The sequence below is a fragment of the Azospirillum sp. 11R-A genome (assembly GCF_049472615.1).
In the GTDB taxonomy this organism is placed as follows: domain Bacteria; phylum Pseudomonadota; class Alphaproteobacteria; order Azospirillales; family Azospirillaceae; genus Azospirillum; species Azospirillum palustre.
On the sequence record NZ_JBCEBL010000020.1, the window covers coordinates 1 to 16,131 of the forward strand.

Annotated in this window: 13 protein-coding genes and 1 pseudogene; 11 read left to right on the forward strand and 3 right to left on the reverse strand. The window is 66.0% G+C overall.

What is annotated here, in order from left to right; genetic code table 11:
- On the forward strand, positions 1-644 hold a 644-nt coding region (locus tag VH569_RS23460), incomplete at its 5' end, for an NAD(P)(+) transhydrogenase (Re/Si-specific) subunit beta (protein WP_423318380.1).
- Between the two features lie 69 nt (positions 645-713).
- Here VH569_RS23460 and uraD read toward each other — a convergent pair.
- Both uraD and puuE read right to left on the reverse strand, forming a co-directional pair.
- Complete coding sequence (gene uraD / locus VH569_RS23465; protein WP_423318382.1) at positions 714-1,226, reverse strand: 2-oxo-4-hydroxy-4-carboxy-5-ureidoimidazoline decarboxylase; 513 nt, start codon at positions 1,224-1,226, stop codon at positions 714-716.
- 8 nt (positions 1,227-1,234) lie between these two features.
- The gene (gene puuE, locus VH569_RS23470) at positions 1,235-2,152 is read right to left on the reverse strand and encodes an allantoinase PuuE (RefSeq protein WP_423318383.1); all 918 of its coding nucleotides are present in this window, start codon (positions 2,150-2,152) and stop codon (positions 1,235-1,237) included.
- Between the two features lie 188 nt (positions 2,153-2,340).
- Here puuE and uraH point away from each other — a divergent pair, with 188 nt between their 5' ends.
- The 4 genes from uraH (at position 2,341) to VH569_RS23490 (ending at position 7,627) form a co-directional block, all read left to right on the forward strand.
- Positions 2,341-2,691, forward strand: coding sequence for a hydroxyisourate hydrolase (gene uraH / locus VH569_RS23475; protein ID WP_423318384.1), 351 nt, complete (start codon positions 2,341-2,343; stop codon positions 2,689-2,691).
- A 123-nt stretch (positions 2,692-2,814) separates the two neighbouring features.
- Positions 2,815-4,584, forward strand: a complete 1,770-nt coding sequence (gcl, locus tag VH569_RS23480) for a glyoxylate carboligase (RefSeq protein WP_109048359.1) — start codon at positions 2,815-2,817, stop codon at positions 4,582-4,584.
- 191 nt (positions 4,585-4,775) lie between these two features.
- Positions 4,776-5,696, forward strand: coding sequence for a LysR family transcriptional regulator (locus VH569_RS23485; protein ID WP_423318386.1), 921 nt, complete (start codon positions 4,776-4,778; stop codon positions 5,694-5,696).
- Positions 5,697-5,911: 215 nt separating this feature from the next.
- Positions 5,912-7,627 (forward strand): methyl-accepting chemotaxis protein, encoded by a 1,716-nt coding sequence (locus VH569_RS23490; protein ID WP_423318388.1) that lies wholly within the window; start codon positions 5,912-5,914, stop codon positions 7,625-7,627.
- A 40-nt stretch (positions 7,628-7,667) separates the two neighbouring features.
- On the opposite strand, the gene VH569_RS23495 is transcribed toward VH569_RS23490, so the two are convergent.
- A complete protein-coding gene (locus tag VH569_RS23495) occupies positions 7,668-8,501 on the reverse strand; it encodes an IclR family transcriptional regulator (RefSeq protein ID WP_376960873.1) in 834 nt (277 codons plus the stop codon).
- A gap of 293 nt (positions 8,502-8,794) precedes the next feature.
- Here VH569_RS23495 and VH569_RS23500 point away from each other — a divergent pair, with 293 nt between their 5' ends.
- The 6 genes and pseudogenes from VH569_RS23500 (at position 8,795) to VH569_RS23525 (ending at position 16,025) form a co-directional block, all read left to right on the forward strand.
- Entirely contained in the window at positions 8,795-9,484 is a 690-nt protein-coding gene (locus VH569_RS23500) for a GntR family transcriptional regulator (protein ID WP_423318390.1), read from the forward strand.
- A gap of 43 nt (positions 9,485-9,527) precedes the next feature.
- Positions 9,528-11,291, forward strand: a complete 1,764-nt coding sequence (gene oxc, locus VH569_RS23505; RefSeq protein WP_391346873.1) for an oxalyl-CoA decarboxylase — start codon at positions 9,528-9,530, stop codon at positions 11,289-11,291.
- A 63-nt stretch (positions 11,292-11,354) separates the two neighbouring features.
- Positions 11,355-12,629 (forward strand): formyl-CoA transferase, encoded by a 1,275-nt coding sequence (frc, locus tag VH569_RS23510; RefSeq protein ID WP_109048363.1) that lies wholly within the window; start codon positions 11,355-11,357, stop codon positions 12,627-12,629.
- A 260-nt stretch (positions 12,630-12,889) separates the two neighbouring features.
- Positions 12,890-14,089 (forward strand): annotated as a pseudogene (gene sucC / locus VH569_RS23515) (ADP-forming succinate--CoA ligase subunit beta).
- 1 nt (position 14,090) lies between these two features.
- Entirely contained in the window at positions 14,091-14,966 is an 876-nt protein-coding gene (gene sucD, locus VH569_RS23520) for a succinate--CoA ligase subunit alpha (protein WP_423318392.1), read from the forward strand.
- 141 nt (positions 14,967-15,107) lie between these two features.
- On the forward strand, positions 15,108-16,025 hold the full coding sequence (locus VH569_RS23525) for an IclR family transcriptional regulator (protein WP_109050104.1): 918 nt from the start codon (positions 15,108-15,110) through the stop codon (positions 16,023-16,025).
- Positions 16,026-16,131 lie beyond the last annotated feature (106 nt).

Here is a 16,131-nt window from a genome sequence, read left to right on the forward strand (position 1 = left end):
CCATCCTGTCCTACATCATGTGCAAGGGCATGAACCGCTCGATCTTCAACGTCATCCTCGGCGGCTTCGGCGGCGAGAGTGCCGCGGCCGGCGGTCCCGCCAAGGGTCCGCAGGGCTCGGTCAAGGCCGGCTCGGCGGAGGATGCCGCCTACATCATGAAGAACGCCCAGTCGGTGATCGTGGTGCCGGGCTACGGCATGGCGGTGGCCCAGGCCCAGCATGCGCTGCGTGAGATGGCCGACAGCCTGAAGCACGAGGGCGTGGACGTGAAGTACGCCATCCACCCGGTGGCGGGCCGCATGCCCGGTCACATGAACGTGCTGCTGGCCGAGGCCAACGTGCCCTACGACGAGGTGTTCGAGCTGGAGGACATCAACCGTGACTTCGGCACGGCGGATGTCGCCTTCGTCATCGGCGCCAACGACGTGACCAACCCGGCGGCCAAGACCGACCCGACGAGCGCCATCTACGGCATGCCGATCCTCGACGTGGAGAAGGCCAAGACGGTGTTCTTCATCAAGCGCGGCATGGCCGCCGGTTACGCCGGCGTCGAGAACGAGCTGTTCTTCCGCCCCAACACCATGATGCTGTTCGGCGACGCCAAGAAGGTCACCGAAGAGGTCGTCAAGGCGATGGAAGCGTAACGACTGCTGTTAAAAGAAAGCGCGCCGCTCCGGCTGGGGCGGCGCGCTTTTTCGTTTATGGATCTGGCGTTATCCCGTCACCAGATCGTCCAGCCGGAAACCGGCGATCTTGTAGATCTCCTCCAGCGCCCGGCCGAACTCCACCTCCGGCTCGTTCGCCACGCGCTCGCGCATCGCCGCCAGGATCTCCTGCTTGCTGCTGAAGCGCACCGCCATGATGAAGGGGAAGCCGAAGCGCTCGCGGTAGGCGCGGTTCAGCTCGCGCTGCTCCTGGGCCTCTGCCTCGGTCAGTTCGTTCAGGCCGGCCCTTGCCTGTTCGGTCTGGGAGAAGGCGGTCAGGTTGGCCGGGCGGCTGGCGCGGTCGGCAAGGTCGGGGTGGGACAGGATCAGCGCGCGCTGCCGCTCCGTCCCCGCCGCCCGCACGATGCCGGTCATCGCCGCGCGCAAGGCCGCGGCATCGGCGAACGGGCGCTTGTCCCAGGCGGCGTCGGCCACCCAGGGGCTGTCCTCGAACACGGCACCCAGCGCCGCGACGAATTCGGCGCGGTCCATCCGGTTCAAATCGTCCATGCTGTAGGGCATCTGCGCTCTCACTTCGCGGTGTAGGGGTGTTCGGCGATCCAGTGGCGGGCGATGTCGAGCCGCGTCGCCACCCACGCCTTGTCATGGCTGCGCACATAGTCGAGGAAACGCGCTAGCGCCGCTGCGCGGCCGGGACGCCCGACCAGACGGCAGTGCAGGCCGATGGACATCATCTTCGGCGCCGTCTCGCCTTCCGCATAAAGCGTGTCGAAGCTGTCCTTCAGGTAGGCGAAGAACTGGTCGCCGCTGTTGAAGCCCTGGTTCGTCGCGAAGCGCATGTCGTTGGCGTCGAGCGTGTAGGGCACGATCAGCTGCGGCCGGCCATGGCTGTCGTCCCAATAGGGCAGGTCGTCGGCGTAGGAATCGGCGTTGTAGAGGAAGCCGCCCTCCTCGGCGACCAACCGCCAAGTGTTGGGGCTGCACCGCCCGAGATACCAGCCGAGCGGCCGCTCGCCGGTCACGCGGGTGTGGACCTCGATGGCGCGCAGCATATGCTCGCGCTCCACCTCCGCCGGCAGATGCTGGTAGTCGATCCAGCGCCAGCCATGGGTGGCGATCTCCCACCCCGCGGCCTTCATGGCGGCGACGACTTCGGGGTTGCGCTCCAGCGCCATGGCGACGCCATAGACGGTGACCGGCAGGTTGCGCTCGGTGAACAGGCGGTGCAGCCGCCAGAAGCCGGCGCGGGAGCCGTATTCGTAGATCGACTCCATGTTCATGTGGCGGGCGCCGGGGATCGGCTGGGCGCCGACGATCTCCGACAGGAAGGCCTCCGACGCGGCGTCGCCATGGAGGACGCAGTTCTCGCCGCCCTCCTCGTAATTGATGACGAACTGCACCGCCACCCGGGCGCCGCCCGGCCAGTTGGCCTGCGGCGGGGTGGCGCCATAGCCGATCATGTCGCGGGGATAAGCGGTGCCGGTCATCGTCGTCTCGCCCTTTTCGCGCTGCGGTCGAAGCGGAACCTACGCTAAGCCATTGGCGGCAGGGGGTTCAACCGGCCGATTGCCTTCCGGCGGCCGAAGACAGTTTCCGGATCTGGACGGGTGGGCAGGGCAGGGCGGATGCGCTTAAGCTGTGGGTCCGAACTCGCACCGTCGCGGAGACCGCACCCATGGGCCGCCTGACCACCCACGTCCTCGACATCGCCGCCGGCCGTCCGGCGCCGGGCATGCGCATCCGCCTGACCTCGCTCGACAGCGGCGCCGTTCTCGGCGAGTTCACAACGAATGCCGACGGCCGGCTCGACGCTCCGGCGCTCCAGGGCGAGGACTTCAAGACCGGCCGCTACGAACTGCTGTTCATGGCCGGCGAGTATTTCCGCCGCATCGGCGTGATCTTGGGGGATGGCCCGGACTTCATCGACGAGGTGCCGCTGCGCTTCGGCATCAAGGACGCGTCCCAGCATTACCATGTGCCGCTGCTGGTTTCGCCTTGGGCCTATTCGACGTATCGCGGCAGCTGAGGCTCTTCCCCATTCGGCACCGCTTTCCAGCCTGTGGAAAAGGCAACCCGTTGATTTGCCGTACCCACCATCCGCGCGCTTAGCTGTCTTCAGCAACAATCGCGTTTGGTGAGGAGTCGAGCGATGGCGAGAATGACGGCGGCGGAAGCGGCGGTGCGGGTGCTGGAGCGGGAGGGCATCGACGTCTGCTTCGGCGTCCCGGGCGCCGCGATCAACCCCTTCTATGCGGCGATGCAGCGGCGCGGCACGATGCGCCATGTGCTGGCCCGCCATGTCGAGGGCGCCTCGCACATGGCCGAAGGCTACACGCGGGCCAATGCCGGCAACATCGGCGTGTGCATCGGCACCTCCGGCCCGGCCGGCACCGATATGATCACCGGCCTCTATTCGGCGATTGCGGACTCGATCCCGATCCTATGCATCACCGGCCAGGCGCCGCGCGCCCGCCTGCACAAGGAGGATTTCCAGGCGATCAACATCGCCGACATCGCCAAGCCCGTCGCCAAATGGGCAGTGACCGTGCTGGAGCCGGCGCAGGTGCCCTACGTCTTCCAGCAGGCCTTCCACCTGATGCGCAGCGGCCGTCCCGGCCCGGTGCTGATCGACCTGCCCATCGACGTCCAGATGGCCGAGATCGAGTTCGACGACGAGACCTACGAGCCGCTGGCGGTCTACAAGCCTGCGGCCACCCGTGCCCAGGTCGAGAAGGCGCTGGCGATGTTCGCGGCAGCGGAACGTCCGCTCGTCGTGGCCGGCGGCGGCATCGTCAACGCCGATGCCTCCGACAAGCTGGTGGAGTTCGCCGAGCTGCTCGGCGTGCCGGTGATCCCGACGCTGATGGGCTGGGGCACCATTGCCGACGACCATCCGCTGATGGCCGGCATGGTGGGCTTGCAGACCGCCCACCGCTACGGCAACGCGACGATGCTGAAGTCCGACTTCGTGCTGGGCATCGGCAACCGCTGGGCCAACCGCCACACCGGCTCGGTCGAGGTCTACACCAAGGGCCGCAAGTTCGTGCATGTCGACATCGAGCCGACCCAGATCGGCCGCGTCTTCATGCCCGACCTCGGCATCGTGTCGGACGCCGGGGCGGCGCTCGACCTGTTCATCGAGGTCGCCAAGGAGTGGAAGGCCGAGGGGCGCTTCAAGGATCTCGGCGGCTGGGTCAAGGACTGCCAGGGCCGCAAGCGGTCGATGCACCGCCGCAGCGACTTCGATCAGGTGCCGATGAAGCCGCAGCGCGTCTATCAGGAGATGAACAGCGCCTTCGGCCAGGACACCACCTACGTCACCACCATCGGCCTGTCGCAGATCGCCGGCGCGCAGTTCCTGCACGTCTACAAGCCGCGCCACTGGATCAACTGCGGCCAGGCCGGCCCGCTGGGCTGGACCCTGCCGGCGGCGCTCGGCGTCCGGGTGGCCGATCCGAAGCGTCGCATCGTGGCATTGTCCGGTGACTACGACTTCCAGTTCATGATCGAGGAGCTGGCGGTCGGCGCCCAACACAAGCTGCCCTACATTCATGTGCTGGTGAACAACGCCTATCTCGGCCTGATCCGGCAGGCGCAGCGCGCCTTCCAGATGGACTTCCAGGTGCAGTTGTCCTTCGAGAACATCAACGCGCCGGAGATCGGCGTCTATGGCGTCGATCACGTCGCGGTGGCCGAGGGGCTGGGCTGCAAGGCGATCCGCGTCACCGAGCCCGACCGCATCCAGGAGGCGTTCACCCAGGCCCAGGCCTGGATGGACCAGTATCAGGTGCCGGTCGTCGTCGAGCTGGTGCTGGAGCGGGTGACCAACATCTCCATGGGCGCCGACATCGACAGCGTCACCGAGTTCGAGGAGACGCTGGACCTGCCGGTGGACGAGAGCGAGACCGTTCTGGTCTGACGACCCGTTTCTGCCGGTTCCATCCCGTCCGATCAGAAACCGCCGGGGCGCCGTCGCGCTCCGGCGGTTTTCGTTTGGGCGGGCTTGCTGCGTCGCGGAAATTCCCTCTCCGCGACACCCGTGCTAGCGTCCGTGCCGATCCGTAAACCCATCGGTCCGGCCCAATCGTCCGGCAGGGAGCCCGCGCGAGCATGGCGTTGCTTGAGAACATGCGCATCTTCGTCCGCGTCGTCGAACTGGGCAGCCTGTCGGCCGCCGGGCGGAACCTGCGCATGTCGCCGGCCATGGTCAGCCACCGCATCCAGCAGCTGGAAACCCATCTCGGCGTCCGGCTGCTGAACCGCACGACGCGGCAGTTGCAGGCGACCGAGACCGGCATGGATTTCTACCAGAGCTGCCTTGAGGTGCTGGAAGCGGTGGAGCGGGCGCACAGCAGCATCGCCGCCGGCTCCGGCGTGCCGTCGGGCAGCGTGCGGGTGACGGCGCCGCTGGGCTTCGGCCGCCGCATCCTGGCGCCGCTGGTGCCGGACTTCTGCGCCGCCCACCCGCTGGTGGAGGTGCGGCTGCGCCTGTCCGACCATCTGCTCGACCTGCTGCGCGAGGCGGTCGACGTGGCGGTGCGGATGGCGGCGCTGAAGGATTCCAGCTTCGTCGTGCGCAAGATTGCCGACGTGCGCCGCGTGCTGGTGGCCGCCCCCTCCTACCTGTCGGAGCGCGGACGGCCGGAAAGGCCGGCGGACCTGTCCGGCCACAATTGCCTGCTTCTGCGCTTTCCCGGCACCCAGCAATATCAATGGAGCGTGCTAGAGGGCGGCGAGCCGGTGAAGCTGCCGGTGTCGGGCCGCTTCGATGCCGATGACGGCGACGTGCTGACCGGCTGGGCGCTTGACGGGCGCGGCATCGCCATGAAGCCGTTGTGGGAGGTGGCGGAGCATCTGGCCAGCGGCGCCCTGGTGCCGGTGCTGCCCGATTTTCCGCCGGAGCCGGTGACGCTGGCCGTGCTCTATCCCCATCGCGCGCTGGTTCCGGCAAAGGTGAGAGCCTTTGCCGATTGCATGGTTCCAAAGATTAAATCCGCCCTGATATCCATATCGGCAGACACCATTGTGTAATGTTTGGTGGTGGTCATTAGGGGTGGTCCCGACTGGTCGAATGTGGGTCTCCATCCTTTAAAATGAGGACTGCCGTATGTTGGTGTCGTATCGTTGGGTATCTTAGCTTCATTTCTCAGTTGTTTTTCTGCTGTGCACGAGAAATGAACTTATGAACCAGCGTTCCGTGAATCTCACACACCCGTCCGGCCCGACAAAAGGATGGGGAAATAGCTATGTTTCTGTTCACCAAGAGCACCAGCTACGATCGGGCCAAGCTGGATGCACTCGACAAATCTCAGGCCATCGTTGAATTCACGATGGACGGCGTGGTGGTCGACGCGAACAGGATCTTTCTGGACGCGATGGGCTATAGCCTTGAGGAGGTGAGAGGCCAGCATCACCGGAAGTTCGTGGATCCGGTCGAGGCCGGAGGTGCGGACTACCGGCGTTTTTGGGACGAGTTGCGGGCCGGCCGCTTCCAATCTGCGGAATACCGGCGCATCACCCGGTTTGGCGAAGAGATTTGGCTGCGCGCCACCTACAACCCGGTTCTGGGAGCCAGTGGGCGGGTGACCGGTGTCGTCAAGTTCGCCACCGTCGTTACCGACGAAAAGCTGAGGGCAGCCGATTCGAACGGCAAGCTCGCCGCCATCGACCGGTCGCAGGCGGTGATTGAGTTCGCGCTGGACGGTACCATCCAGACGGCCAACCAGCGTTTTCTCGATCTGACGGGGTATCGGTTGGAGGAACTGCAAGGGCGACATCACAGGATGTTTCTCGACAAGGCGGATGCCGCCGAACCGGCTTATGCAGCCTTCTGGGACAAGCTCGGCCGGGGCGAGCATCAGAGCGGCGAGTTCCGGCGCCTGACCAAGAGCGGCGCGCAGGTCTGGATTCAGGCGACCTATACGCCGATCCTCGACCCGACCGGAAAACCGTGGAAGATCGTGAAGTTCGCGACCGACGTGACCGAGCAGCGGCTTCGCAACGCCGACTTCCGCGCCCAGATCGAAGCGATCAACCGGTCGCAGGCGGTGATCCATTTCAAGCCGGACGGCACGATCCTCGACGCCAACGACAACTTCCTCAAGGCGATGGGATACCGGCTGGACGAGGTGGTCGGGCAGAACCATCGCCTGTTCGTATCGCCGGAACAGCAGGCCAGCGCCGAATACAGCCAGTTCTGGGAGATCCTGCGCAGCGGGAAATTCCACACCTCTCTCTACCGCCGCCGGGCCAGGAACGGGTCCGACGTCTGGATCAACGCCAGTTACAATCCGGTGCTGTCCGAGACCGGAGAGGTGCTGAAGGTGGTGAAGTTCGCCACCGATGTGACCGGCATGATCAAGTCACGTCTGGAAGCCATCGAGTTTTCCAAGCGGACGGTTCAGAAGGTGATTGAAGTCGGCGATTCGGTCGAACGGATGTGCGGCTCCGCGACTCAGATCTCCACCGACATCCTGGCATCGCGCAAGGTGGTGGACGAGATCGACCGCCGGACCTCCGCGGCGGACAGTGCCACCGGCCGGCTGAACGAGGCCGCGGCGGCGATGGACGGTGTGGCGAAGTTCATCGACGCCATCGCCTCGCAGATCAAGCTGCTGTCGCTGAACGCCACCATCGAGGCGGCGCGGGCGGGCGAGGCCGGCCGCGGCTTCGCAGTCGTGGCGACCGAGGTGAAATCGCTGGCCGAACAGACCTCCGGCGCCACCGAGCGGATCGGCGTCGAGATCGTCGCCATGCAGGAGGTCGTCCGTCAGGTGGTGGAGGCGCTGGGCGGCATCGCCCGGTCAGTCGACAGCGTGAAATCGACCGTCCATGGGGTTGCCGCCGGTGCCGAGGAACAGATGTCGCTCAGCGACGGCGTCGCGGCGAACATGCGGGAAGCCCGGAACGGCGTTGAGGCGATCAACCGCAATCTGCAGGAGATGCTGATCAAAGCACAGTGACGGGGCGCAGCGGCGGGCGGGCCGGTCGGGAAGGCTGGCCTCACACCCCGCGCGAGCGCACCAGAAGCACGCGCGCCTCCTCCGACGCGCGGTGCAGGTGGGGCAGGAACTGCACCTCCATCTCCGGGCAGGTGACGCGGGCGGCCTGGGCGCTGATGTTCATCGCCGCCACCACCCCGCCGGCGGCGGTGCTGATCGGCACGGCGATGGAGCGCAGCCCCAGCTCCAGCTCCTGGTCGACCAGCGAGAAGCCGCGGTCGCGCACCCGTTCCAGCTCGCGCTTCAGCGCGTCGGGCGCGGTGATCGTCCGTTCGGTGAAGGGCTTCAGCGGCACCCGCGCCAGATAGGCGTTCAGCTCCGCCTCCGGCAGCGCCGCCAGCAGGACCCGCCCCATCGAGGTGCAGTAGGCCGGCAGGCGGCTGCCGACATTCAGCCCGACCGACATGATCCGCTTGGTCGCCGCACGGGCGATATAGACCACGTCGTCCTCGTCCAGCACGGCGGCGGAGCAGGATTCCTGCACTGCCCCGCTGACCTGCTCGATCAGCGGGTCGAGGATCGTCGCCAGCGGGGCTGACGACAGGAAGGAATAGCCGAGCGCCAGGATCTTCGGCTTGAGATGGAAGGTCCGTCCGTCCGACCCGGCATAGCCCAGCTGCATCAACGTCAGCAGGCAGCGCCGCGCCGCCGCCCGCGGCAGGCCGGTGATCTTGGCGATGTCGGCGATGGTCAGGTTCGGTTCGCGCTCGGTGAAGGCGCGAATCACCGACAATCCACGCGCCAGCGAGGTCATGAAGTTCGGATCCGACGCCTCTTCCGCCGCGCCGGAGGGTGTCTTGTCTGCGGCCCCGGCCAGTTGCTGGGTTTCGGCCATGCGCGGGTTCCTTCGCTATGAGCGATCCTGAGCGGCCAAATTAGGGCGATTACCGCGCAATAGCCAGAAAAATCGAACAGAATCAGACGTAACTCCGTCGGCAGCAGAAATAGTTCGAGGTGCCCGCAATTGGCCTTGCGGGTGTCTGGCATCTGGTATACCGTATCGATAATTCAAAAACGACGCGCCACTCAGTACCAAGGGCCAGGGCGATCGTCCGAACGCTCGCACGAACAACGCTCACGACAACAAGCGGCGCCGATGGCGTCGGCGCGCAAAGGGTCGGAAACGTGATGAACCGGGAAAGATTCAGTGTCGAACCCCTCGAACAGGGGATGAGCTTCAAGGCCAAGGCCTACCAATCGCTGCGACAGGCCATCACGCAGATGAACATCTACGGCCAGAGCAACGAGATCAGGTTGGACGAACGCCGTCTGTGCGAGGCGTTGGGTGTCAGCCGCACCCCGGTGCGCGAGGCGATGGCGCTGCTGGAACAGGAGGGGTTCATCCGCTCCCAACCACGGCGCGGGATCTTCGTGGTGCGCAAGACGAAGGCCGAACTGGTGGAGATGATCACGGTGTGTGCCGCCCTGGAAGGCATGGCGGCACGCCTGTTCGTCGAAAACGCCACCACGGAGAAGCTGGAACTCCTGCACGCCGCGTTCGACAAATATACGAAGGCCGAACTGGCGGAGCATGTCGCCGAGTATTCGGACGCCAACATCGTCTTCCATCAAAGCATCGTCCAGGCTTCGGGCTCCACCCTGATCTCGGACCTGACCGACCGCTTCTTCATCCATATGCGTGCGATCCGCCGCGCGACGATGGGCCTCGGCGACCGTGCCGACCAGTCCATCCACGAGCATCGGGACATCATCGAGGCGCTTGCCGCCCGCGATGCCGATCTCGCGGAACGCCGCGTCCGGGAACACACGCTCGGTCTCGCACAGTACGTGGAACGGCATTGCGCCTTCCTCGACTAACCAACTTTGAACCTTTTTGGAGCCTCGGGGAGGAGTCACCCATATGTCTACTGCGGCTGCAACGATCACTAAGAACCAGGCCACGGAAGCATCTGTTGTCGAAGACGCGCCGGCGCTGACCGACGGCTTCCAGCTCGTCATCGACGCGCTCAAGCTCAACGACATCAACAACCTGTATGTCGTCCCCGGTATTCCGATCTCCGACCTGCTGCGCATGGCGCAGGCCGAGGGCATGCGGGTCGTCTCGTTCCGCCACGAACAGAATGCCGGCAACGCCGCCGCCATCGCCGGTTTCATGACGAAGAAGCCGGGCGTCTGCATGACGGTGTCGGCGCCGGGCTTCCTGAACGGCCTGACCGCGCTGGCGAACGCCACCACCAACTGCTTCCCGATGATCCTGATCAGCGGCTCGTCGGAGCGTGAGGTCGTCGATCTCCAGCAGGGCGACTACGAGGAGATGGACCAGCTGGCCATCGCCAAGCCGCTGTGCAAGGCCGCCTTCCGCATCCTGCACGCCCAGGACATCGGCATCGGCGTGGCGCGCGCCATCCGCGCCGCCGTGTCGGGCCGTCCGGGCGGCGTCTATCTCGACCTGCCGGCCAAGCTGTTCTCGCAGGTGATGGACGCCGCGGAAGGCGCCAAGTCGCTGGTCAAGGTGGTCGATCCGACCCCGGCGCAGTATCCGTCGGCCGAGGCGGTCAACCGCGCGCTCGACCTGCTGAAGGGCGCCAAGCGTCCGCTGGTGATCTTCGGCAAGGGCGCCGCCTATGCCCAGGCCGACGAGACGATCCGCTCCTTCGTCGAGAAGAGCGGCATCCCCTTCCTGCAGATGAGCATGGCCAAGGGCCTGCTGCCCGACACCCATCCGCAGTCGGCCGGTGCCGCCCGCTCGCTGGTGCTTCAGGAAGCCGACGTTGTCATGCTGGTCGGCGCGCGGCTGAACTGGCTGCTGTCGCACGGCAAGGGCAAGACCTGGGGCAAGCCCGGCTCCAAGAAGTTCATCCAGGTCGACATCGAGCCGCGGGAGATGGACAGCAACGTCGAAATCCATGCCCCGCTGGTCGGCGACATCGCGTCGGTCATGGAAGTGATGCTGAAGGGCATCGACGGCGGCCTGACCCCGCCGACCGACTGGATGGCCACCGTCGCCGCCAAGCGTGAGCAGAACGTCGCCAAGATGGCGCCGAAGCTGATGAGCAACGCGTCGCCGATGAACTTCCACGGTGCGCTGGGCGCTCTGCGCCGCATCATCAAGGAGCGTCCGGACGCCCTGCTGGTCAACGAGGGCGCCAACACCCTCGATCTGGCCCGCGGCATCATCGACATGTACGAGCCGCGCAAGCGCCTCGACGTCGGCACCTGGGGCGTGATGGGCGTCGGCATGGGCTACGCCGTCGCCGCGGCGGTGGAGAGCGGCAAGCCGGTTCTGGCCGTCGAGGGCGACAGCGCCTTCGGCTTCTCCGGCATGGAGGTGGAGACGATCTGCCGCTACAACCTGCCGGTCTGCATCGTCATCTTCAACAACAACGGCATCTATCGCGGGACCGACGTCAACCCGACCGGCGGGAACGACCCGTCGCCGATGGTCTTCGTCCCCGGCTCGCGTTACGACAAGATGATGGAAGCCTTCGGCGGCGTCGGCGTCCATGTCACCAACCCGGACGAGCTGTACCGCGCGGTCAACGAGGCGATGGACAGCGGCCGTCCGACCCTGATCAACGCCGTCATCGACCCGGCCGCCGGCACCGAAAGCGGCAACATCGGCAGCCTGAACCCGACCAGCTCGGTCCGCAAGATGCCGTCCTAAGGGACGGCATCGGGGAAGCGGCCGGGCCGACCAACACGACTTAAGAAGCAGGGGGAGAAATACATGGGCAAGGCACTTCAGGGCGTGCGGATTCTCGACTTCACACATGTTCAGTCGGGACCGACCTGCACCCAGTTGCTCGCCTGGTTCGGCGCCGACGTCATCAAGGTCGAACGGCCGGGCGAGGGTGACATCACCCGCAGCCAGCTGCGCGACCTGCCGGACGCCGACAGCCTGTATTTCACCATGCTGAACCACAACAAGCGGTCCATCACCCTCGACACCAAGACGCCCAAGGGCAAGGAGGTGCTGGAGGCGCTGATCAAGACCTGCGACGTGATGGTCGAAAACTTCGCCCCCGGCGTGCTCGATCGCATGGGGTTCACCTGGGAGCGTATCCAGGAACTGAACCCCGCGATGATCGTCGCGTCGGTGAAGGGCTTCGGGCCCGGGCCGTTCGAGAACTGCAAGGTGTACGAGAACGTCGCCCAATGTGCGGGCGGTGCGGCCTCGACCACCGGTTTCGACGACGGTCCGCCCATGGTCACCGGCGCCCAGATCGGCGACAGCGGCACCGGCCTGCATCTGGCGCTCGGCATCGTCACCGCACTCTACCAGCGCCGTGAGACCGGCCGTGGCCAGAAGGTGCTGGCCGCCATGCAGGACGCCGTGCTGAACCTGTGCCGCGTCAAGCTGCGCGACCAGCAGCGTCTGGCCAACGGTCCGATGAAGGAATACCCGCAATACCCGAACGGCGAGTTCGGCGACACCGTGCCGCGCGCCGGCAACGCGTCGGGCGGCGGCCAGCCGGGCTGGATCCTGAAATGCAAGGGCTGGGAGACCGATCCCAACGCCTACATCTACTTCATCGCCCAGGCTCCCGTCTGGAAGTCGATCTGCAAGGTCATCGGCAAGGAAGAGTGGATCACCGATCCCGACTACGCCACCCCGGTGGCCCGCCTGCCGCGCCTGATGCAGATCTTCGCCACCGTCGAGGAGTGGACCAAGACCCTGACCAAGTTCGAGGTCATGGACCTTCTCAACAAGTACGACATCCCCTGCGGCCCGATCCTGTCGATGAAGGAAATCGCCGAGGACAAGTCGCTCTACGAGACCGGCACGCTGGTCGAGGTGGAGCATCCGACCCGCGGCAGCTACCTGACGGTCGGCAACCCGATCAAGCTGTCCGACAGCCCGACGGAGGTCACCCGCTCCCCCCTGCTGGGCGAGCACACCGACGAAATCCTGCGCGACGTGCTGGGTTTTGGCGAGCGTGAAATCGTTGAAATCCGTGACAGCGGCGCCATCGGCGTCGTGGAGCGGCTGGCGGCGGAGTAACAGTCTCCGCCTCCTTCCCCAACCCTCCCCGCTTCGGCGGGAGAGGGTGGAGGAGGGGCCAGCACCCGTTGTTTGAAAAGCCTGCCGATTTTTAAAATCCCCGCTTCCGCTCTCCCCGACCGTCCCCTTCCCGGTCGCCTGAAAGCCGAAGCGGGAGCCGAAGCCCGGACTTTTAAAAATCCGCCGCCCGTCAGCCGAAGAATTCCCGGCTCCCCGCGGTCTCCAAAAGACAATTCCCGACTGGGACAGAGACGAAAACCATGAACATTCACGAATATCAGGCCAAGGATCTGCTGCGGGGGTACGGCGTCGCCGTTCCGCGCGGCGGCGTGGCTTTCACCCCGGAAGAGGCTGCATCGGTCGCCCGCGAACTCGGCGGTCCGGTCTGGGTGGTGAAGTCGCAGATCCATGCCGGTGGCCGCGGCGCCGGCCGGTTCCAGGACAATCCGGGCGGCAAGGGCGGCGTCCGCGTCGTCAAGTCGGTCGAGGAGGTCGCCTCCAACGCCGCCGAGATGCTGAACCACGTTCTCGTGACCAAGCAGACCGGCCCGGCGGGCAAGGAGGTCAAGCGCCTCTATGTCGAGGAAGGCGCCGACATCAAGCGCGAGCTGTATCTCGGCCTGCTGATCGACCGCGCCACCGGCCGCGTCACCATCATCGCCTCGACCGAAGGCGGCATGGAGATCGAAGAGGTCGCCCACAACACGCCCGAGAAGATCATCAAGGTCGCGGTCGACCCGGCCACCGGCATCCAGGGCTACCACACCCGCAAGGTCGCCTTCGCGCTCGGGCTGGAAGGCAAGCAGGTCGGTGCCGCCGCCAAGTTCATCCAGGCCGCCTACAAGGCCTTTGTGGATCTGGACTGCGCCATCGTCGAGATCAACCCGCTGATCGTCACCGGCTCGGGCGACATCCTGGCGCTCGACGCCAAGATGAGCTTCGACGACAACGCGCTGTTCCGCCACAAGGATGTCGCCGCCTTGCGCGACGAGGCGGAAGAGGATCCGGCGGAGATCGAAGCCGCCAAGCACGAGCTGAACTACGTCAAGCTCGACGGCAACATCGGCTGCATGGTCAACGGCGCCGGCCTCGCCATGGCGACGATGGACATCATCAAGCTGTACGGCGCCGAGCCGGCCAACTTCCTCGACGTCGGCGGCGGCGCCACCAAGGAGCGCGTCACCGCGGCCTTCAAGCTGATCCTGTCCGACAGCGCGGTCGAAGGCATCCTGGTCAACATCTTCGGCGGCATCATGCGCTGCGACGTGATCGCCGAGGGCGTKGTCGCCGCGGCSCGCGAMGTGMASCTGCAYGTKCCGCTGGTKGTSCGYCTGGARGGCACCAACGTCGATCTGGGCAAGAAGATCCTGGCCGARTCCGGCCTGCCGATCCTSTCSGCCGACAANCTNSWCGMCGMWGCCRMSRARAWSGTSGYCRMSGYSRWGAAGGAGGCCGCGTAACATGGCTGTTCTCGTCGACAAGAACACGAAGGTGATCTGCCAGGGCTTCACCGGAGCCCAGGGCACCTTCCACTCCGAGCAGGCCATCGCCTACGGCACCARGATGGTCGGCGGCGTCACGCCSGGTAAGGGCGGSGCCAAGCACCTCGACCTGCCGATCTTCGACACCGTCGCCGAGGCGGTCGAGAAGACSGGCGCCAACGCCTCCGTGATCTACGTGCCGCCGCCCTTCGCSGCSGACGCGATCCTGGAAGCCATCGAYGCCGAGATCCCGCTGGTGGTCTGCATCACCGAAGGCATCCCGGTGCTCGACATGGTCCGCGTCAAGCGYGCCCTGAACGGCTCRGCCACCCGCCTGATCGGCCCGAACTGCCCCGGCATCATCACGCCGGACGAGTGCAAGATCGGCATCATGCCGGGCCACATCCACAAGCGCGGCAAGATCGGCATCGTCTCGCGTTCCGGCACGCTGACCTATGAGGCGGTGGCGCAGACCACGGCGGCCGGCCTCGGCCAGACCACCTGCATCGGCATCGGCGGCGACCCGGTCAACGGCACCAACTTCGTCGACAGCCTGGAGCTGTTCGTGAAGGACCCGGAGACCGAGGGCATCATCATGATCGGCGAGATCGGCGGCGACGCCGAAGTCCGCGGCGCCGAGTTCATCAAGGCCTCGGGCACCAAGAAGCCGGTCGTCGGCTTCATCGCCGGCCGCACGGCTCCTCCGGGACGCCGCATGGGCCATGCCGGCGCGGTGATCTCCGGCGGCAACGACACCGCCGACTTCAAGATCGACTTCATGAAGTCGGTCGGCATCGCCGTCGCCGACAGCCCCGCCAGCCTGGGCTCTACCATGCAGGCGATCTTCAAAGGTTGACCGGCTTCAAAGGGTAACCGTTCCCCCGCGGGACCGCCGTCCGTGACGGTCCCGCGGTTTTAGCCAAGCCTTCTGTCACTCACGCCATCAGCCGCAACAGACAGGCGCAACCAACGCGCCGGACCCCGAGGGAGATGGGACATGAAAGCGCAAGCCCAAAACAGCATCCTGGCCCGCCGCATCATCCATGACGACCCCAGCGAGGGCGCCGCGGCCATCATCAAGACCGCGATCATCGAGACGCCGCGGGTGAAGAACGACAACGGCAAGGAGGCCAAGGCCGAGCGCGGCCAAGTGGTGCAGTCGCTGTGCCGCGCGCTGAACATCCTGACGATCCTCGGCTCCAACGACGGTCCGATGACGCTGACCGAGCTGTCGGAGGCCGCGAACCTGTCGCCCTCCACCACCCACCGCCTGCTGACGACCCTGCAGTACGAGCGCTATGTCCGCTTCGACCAGAGCGCGCGGGGCTGGGTGGTCGGCGTCCAGGCCTACATGACCGGCGCCAATTTCCTGAAGACCCGCAATCTGGTCGACGTCGCCCGTCCCCGCATGCGCCGCCTGATGGAGGAGAGCAGCGAGATCGTCAATCTGGCGGTCGAGGAGAATGGCGAGGCGCTCTATCTGGCCCGCGTCGGCGGCCCCCGCGCCGCCCAGGTCGCGGTGCCGCAGACCGACCGCACGCTGCTGCACTGCTCGGCCGTCGGCAAGGCGCTCTTGGCCGGCATGCCCGAGACCAAGGTGCAGACCATCGTGACCCAGCGCGGCATGCGCCAGTTCACCCGCAGCACCCTCTCGTCGCTGCCGGCGCTGTACCGCGACCTGACGCTGGTCCGCACCCGCGGCTATGCCCTTGACCAGGAGGAGCGGGTGTCCGGCCTGCGCTGTGTCGCCGCTCCGATCTTCGACGAGAATTCCCGTGTGATGGGTGCTCTGTCGCTGTCCGGCTCCAGCCGGCGCATCGAGGACGCGCGGCTGCGCGCGCTCGGCGAAATGGTCAAGCGCGCCGCCGCGGCGGTGACGCAGGAGCTGGGTGGCCGCGTGCCGGTTCCCAACTGATCCGTCCCTCACACGGGACAAAGAGACGCATCAAGCAAGAGAACGCCAAGAGCTGACGGCAGGTGGTGCACGTTGGCATTCCTCCCTGGCGCACTTCGGGCCGCAT